Genomic DNA, 4,954 nt, shown 5'->3' with positions numbered 1-4,954 from the left:
CGGCGATCACGGAGTGGCCGCCCATTGAAGCGGCGATCACGGAGTGGCCGCCCATGAGAACTCAGGCTCTGATCGCGCCCAAGATCCGTCCAGCGTCGAAAGCTTCGGCGCTGGACGGAAGGCTGCCCGGCCGCCCGCTCACCAACACCTCGACCTTGCCCGAGCCTGCTGGAATATCGGTCTCGAGAGCATCGATTCGACGCAGTGTCTGCCGCGCGACAGCCTCCGCGCTGTCGAACAACTGCACTCCCGCCGGAAGAGCCGCAACTATCTCATCCCTCAGCAACGGATAGTGAGTGCATCCCAGCACGACGCCTTGCACGTCATCCGGTGTGCGCGCAGCGGCCGACGCGATTGCCGCCAAGGCAGCCGCCCGGTCACCACGGTCTATGGCGTCGGCCAAGCCGTGACACGCCACCCCCACCACATCGCTGCCGTCGGCGAACTCGGCAATCAGATCTGCTTGGTAACGACTTGCCGTTGTTGCCGCAGTAGCCCAGATCGCGACCGAATCACACGCAGTCGCCGCCGGTTTGATGGCCGGCACTGTGCCGATAACCGGAACACCGGGTCCGACCAGCTCACGGACGTGGTCGAGCGCCGTCACACTCGCCGTATTACATGGCAGGACGATGACCTGCGCACCTCGATCCAGGCTTCGCTGCGCCGTGCCCAGAACCCGCTCGATCACCCACTCCGCCGGCTTGGGTCCCCACGGCGCACCGTCGGGATCCAAGGACAGTACGAGATCCAGTTCGGGACGCAGGCGTCGTAGCCATGCAGAAGTCGGGAGCAGACCAAGTCCCGAGTCGATGAGCGCAACGATCACCGAACAAATCTAGCGTCCCGAACCGGACCGAGCCTCATCAGCTCACGCTGAAGTGGACTCCAACACGTCGGCAATGGGTGTACCCGCAGCGATCTTCATCCGCATCTTCATCACGGCCCCGGCACTGCCGCAACCGACCACGGCTGCCAGCAGTCCGTCACGCTCGTAGTAGGCGACGAACTTCTTCCCGTCGTCCTTGATGATGTGGACCTGATCGGTGGGCGCGACGGTCCCCAGCGCCTGAATCTTCACGTCGTACTGATCGCTCCAGAAGTACGGAACCTGCGCGGCCGCATTCGGGTCACCGGTCCCGGTCAAGGCGCCGGCGAGGACCTTCGCCTGATCGCCCGCGTTGCTCCAGTGCTCGACGCGCTTGCGCCGCTCCCCGATGGTCCAGGCCGCCACGTCGCCTACCGCCCACACGTGATCGGCACTCGTGCGGCCAACCGCGTCACAGAGGACACCGTTGTCGAGTTCGATACCCGAATCGGCAAGCCAATTCGTCACGGGGAGAGAACCCACGCCGATGGCAACCACGTCGACAGCAATTTCGGAACCGTCTGCGAGAACAGCGGTGTCGACGGCACCGTCACCGGAGAGCGTCTTCAGGCCGACGCCGACTCGAACGTCGATTCCTTCAGCTCGATGCAGACGCTCGACGAGAGCGCCCACCGTCGTACCCAGCACCGAAGCGAGCGGAGTGGGCTGCGGCTCGAGCAATGTCACCTCAACGCCATGCGACTTCATGCTCGACGCCAACTCACAACCGATGAACCCAGCTCCGACGATCAACGCACGCTTGCCCGGCGCAAGATCTGCGCGCAACGCCAACGCTTCCTCGATCGAGCGGAGTACATGGACACCCGACAGTTGCGGTAGACCACTGATCCGGCGCGGTGTCAGGCCGGTCGCGATGACCAACTCGTCGTACGAGAGTTCGGAACCGTCGGCAAAGGCAACCGTCTTCGCTGCCGTATTCACGGAGAGAGCCGGCGAACCCAGCTTCAAGTCGATCTTGTTCTCCGTGAAGAACTCAGCCGGACGCAATGTCGTCTCGTCCTTGTCACCACGAATTACTTCCTTGGACAGGGGCGGTCGGTCATACGGAAGATGAGTCTCACCGCCGGCCAGCACGATCTCGCCGTCAAAGCCTGCGCGGCGCAGCTCCTCCGCGGTCCGAAGCCCCGATAATCCCGCGCCCACGATCACAATCCGTGCCACCACACACCAACCTGTCTGTCCTACGTCACTTTCGACGCACACTATGAGCGTCGACACTTGTTACGTCAAGACTCTGTCATACCAAATACGGACGTAGGCGTGGTGCACCGCGCGTCGATAACAGAAGTCACTACAGTTGACAGGAGACGAGACGCACACACTGAAACTCGAGCAGGGAGCCCCGTATGACCAGCGATTCCAGTGAAAAGAACAGCGTCCAATTCGGCGCCCCGGGGCCTGCCGCTCTCCACAGCACCCAAGGTAAGACGATCATCGCCGACGCGGTCGTCGCAAAGATTGCCGGCATCGCCACCCGTGAGATCAACGGCGTCTACGACGTCGGTGGTGGCACCGCCCGTGCCGTCGGCGCACTTCGCGACCGAATCCCGGGAGCCCGGGTCAACCACGCTCAGGGCGTGGCCGTCGAGGTCGGCGAAAAGCAGGCCGCCATCGACATCGGCATCGTCGCCGAGTACGGAGTGGCTCTGCACGAGTTGGCGCTCGGCATCCGTCGCAACGTCATCGCAGCGGTAGAACGCATGACCGGTCTCGAAGTCACCGAAGTCAACATCACCGTCTTCGACGTCATGCTCTTCGGAGAATCCGAGAACCCGACCCTCGAGTCGGAAGCCAAGCCGAGAGTTCAATGACCGATACCGGCCCGGCCGCCACAGATAGCGCTGCCGAAACTGTCGCCGACACCGCACTCTCCGTTCCCGGTGTCGCCGAACTGCACGGTGGCCAATTCGGCGAAGTCGGAACCTATCTACCGGGCAAACGCATCACCGGCGTCGTCCTGGACGAAACATCCTGTGCCGTACACATTTCCGTGAAGTACCCCGCCAATGTACTGACTGTCGCCGAGCAGGTCAGACAAGCAGTCGGGCAGGTAGTCGACGTACCGATCACCGTCACTGTCGGCGACGTCGTCGTCGTCGTCGATGGTGACGGTGATAGTGATTCTGCTGAAATTTTCGAAGAAAGGAACTGACGTGAACAGCACTACAGTCGGACTGCTGGTCGGTCTACTCCTCGCACTCGCCGGCATACTAGGCGGATTCAGTGGGTTCGTCTTCGCTGTCCTGCTCGGCGCAGCGGGCATGGCCATCGGCGCACACCGCGACGGACACCTCGATCTGGGTGCCATCCTCCGAAGCCGCGGCCGTGGCTGAGCGCTCGAATTCGAGCACGGCACAACCGGATCCGGGCGAACGCGGCTCACTCGTCATCAAGGATCGCGCGATGTCCAAGATCGCGACGGCAGCCGCGGTCAACGTTCCCGGCGTAGTTCGCCAGACGGGCGGACTCACCAGGTTGACCGGACGCGACCTCCCCCGAGCCGACATCGCCATGGGTGCCGACGCCGTAGCCGTCAACCTCTTCATTGCCGTCACCTGGCCGTGCTCGGTTGTAGATCTCACCGGACGAGTCCGCGAAGAAGTCGGCCGCAGCGTCGAATCCCTCACCGGATATCCGCTGACAGACATGAACGTCATGATCGCCGCCACCTGCGCACCGGAAGAATCAACACCCGTCAGCATCGAAGATACTGATACCGAACAGGTTTCACAGTGGATTCCGCCTCGCGTACCATCCGCCGCACCGGCCGCAGCAATATCGGCAGTTGTTGTCGCCTTCGGGCTACTCGCCCTTGCCTTCGTAGTTTCCCGTGAATGGTTCATCAACCGAGGCACTTTCGAATCTGCACCGTGGATCCAGAATTCTGTCGAATGGGTATCACGACTGCACTGGGAACCGTGGCTACTGCCCACGGCAATCGCTGCCGTGGTCGCCGGGGTGGTCCTGATCGCCACGGCCGTCAAACCTCGCGCGAAAACCCATGTAGCACTGGGCAACCCAGCCGCATCGACGGTGTGGATGCGCCCCACCGACATTGCCCGTCTCTGTAGCGGCCACGCTGCCTCCGTCCCCGGAGTTCTACGCGCCCGCACTACCGTCGACCGCAAGCACGCAAAGGTCCACATCGATACCGCCGGCGGCGATCACGACGCACTGATCACCGCCGTCGAAGCCGCTGTTCAACCACACCTCGACATCCTGCAACGGCCGGTACAACTGACTGTTCTCGCCAGGGCCCTGCTCACCCGAGAAATGGTCGCAACCCAGAAGGTCGAATCGTGAACCGCTACATAGCAGGACTCGATCGAATAATCGTGCTCGTCATCGGCGTCGCACTCCTCGCCGCCGGCGGCTACATCATTGCGTGGGACGCCGGCGTGAAATTGATCCGCACATGGGTCTCTCGTCTGGACCGGCCCAGACTCCTCGGAATTCCCGAAGAGGACTGGTGGCATTGGTTCCTCACCGGAACGTTTATCGTCGCCGTCGTTGTCGGACTCGGACTGCTGTCCCTGAATCTTGGGCGACGCCGCACCCGCGCCGTAGAACTCCAGCACACCGAATCCGGCACCGACGTCAGTGTTGATCTCGGGCCCGTCGCATCCGGAGTTGCCTCCGAACTCGGACAACTGCCCGGTGTTCGTAACACCAAGAGTCGAGCCACCGTCGACCGTGGACTCCCGACACTGTCCATCGTCGTCACTGCGGATCCTGGCATCGACGTCGTGGACTTCACTGCCCGCGCCGAGCGCATCGCGTCTTCAGTACGCCGCAATCTCGACGGTTCGGACATTGCCGTCCAGGTTCTGCTCCACCTCGATCGCGTCGACGCTGTGCAGTAGTCGACACTGTGCAGTAGTAGACACTGTGCAGTAGTAGACACTGCGGATTGTCGTCCGCTAGGTCGCAGACAAACAAGAAAGGCGCTCACTCCCCGAAGGGAATGAGCGCCTTTCTTTGCAAGCTATGAATCAACTAGCAAGACAAGGGTCTCACTTGATGATCTTGGCAACCTTGCCGGCGCCGACCGTACGGCCGCCTTCG

Annotated in this window: 7 protein-coding genes; 5 read left to right on the top strand and 2 right to left on the bottom strand. The window is 62.3% G+C overall.

The window, feature by feature from the left end; genetic code table 11:
* Positions 1-61: 61 nt before the first annotated feature.
* Both QM600_RS14145 and QM600_RS14140 read right to left on the bottom strand, forming a co-directional pair.
* Positions 62-829 carry a glutamate racemase gene (locus tag QM600_RS14145; RefSeq protein WP_283262108.1) on the bottom strand — a complete coding sequence of 256 codons (768 nt, stop codon included), beginning with the start codon at positions 827-829 and terminating at the stop codon, positions 62-64.
* 42 nt (positions 830-871) lie between these two features.
* Complete coding sequence (locus QM600_RS14140; RefSeq protein WP_283262148.1) at positions 872-2,050, bottom strand: NAD(P)/FAD-dependent oxidoreductase; 1,179 nt, start codon at positions 2,048-2,050, stop codon at positions 872-874.
* A 185-nt stretch (positions 2,051-2,235) separates the two neighbouring features.
* On the opposite strand from QM600_RS14140, the gene QM600_RS14135 reads away from it, so the two are divergent.
* The 5 genes from QM600_RS14135 to QM600_RS14115 are packed head-to-tail and all read left to right on the top strand — an operon-like array spanning position 2,236 to position 4,752.
* Positions 2,236-2,700 carry an Asp23/Gls24 family envelope stress response protein gene (locus QM600_RS14135; RefSeq protein ID WP_283262107.1) on the top strand — a complete coding sequence of 155 codons (465 nt, stop codon included), beginning with the start codon at positions 2,236-2,238 and terminating at the stop codon, positions 2,698-2,700.
* Positions 2,697-3,041 (top strand): Asp23/Gls24 family envelope stress response protein, encoded by a 345-nt coding sequence (locus QM600_RS14130; protein WP_283262106.1) that lies wholly within the window; start codon positions 2,697-2,699, stop codon positions 3,039-3,041. The genes QM600_RS14135 and QM600_RS14130 overlap by 4 nt, the downstream gene beginning before the upstream one ends.
* Before the next feature lies 1 nt (position 3,042).
* Positions 3,043-3,222, top strand: coding sequence for a DUF2273 domain-containing protein (locus QM600_RS14125; protein ID WP_094271850.1), 180 nt, complete (start codon positions 3,043-3,045; stop codon positions 3,220-3,222).
* Positions 3,215-4,192, top strand: a complete 978-nt coding sequence (locus QM600_RS14120; protein WP_283262104.1) for a DUF6286 domain-containing Asp23/Gls24 family envelope stress response protein — start codon at positions 3,215-3,217, stop codon at positions 4,190-4,192. The genes QM600_RS14125 and QM600_RS14120 overlap by 8 nt, the downstream gene beginning before the upstream one ends.
* Positions 4,189-4,752, top strand: a complete 564-nt coding sequence (locus QM600_RS14115; RefSeq protein ID WP_283262103.1) for an Asp23/Gls24 family envelope stress response protein — start codon at positions 4,189-4,191, stop codon at positions 4,750-4,752. The genes QM600_RS14120 and QM600_RS14115 overlap by 4 nt, the downstream gene beginning before the upstream one ends.
* Positions 4,753-4,954: the final 202 nt, after the last annotated feature.

Origin of the sequence: Rhodococcus sp. IEGM 1379 (genome assembly GCF_030056815.1) — a bacterium.
Lineage (GTDB): Bacteria > Actinomycetota > Actinomycetes > Mycobacteriales > Mycobacteriaceae > Rhodococcus_F.
Note: the sequence above shows the minus strand (reverse complement) of the source record. Positions and strands in the feature narration are given on the sequence as shown.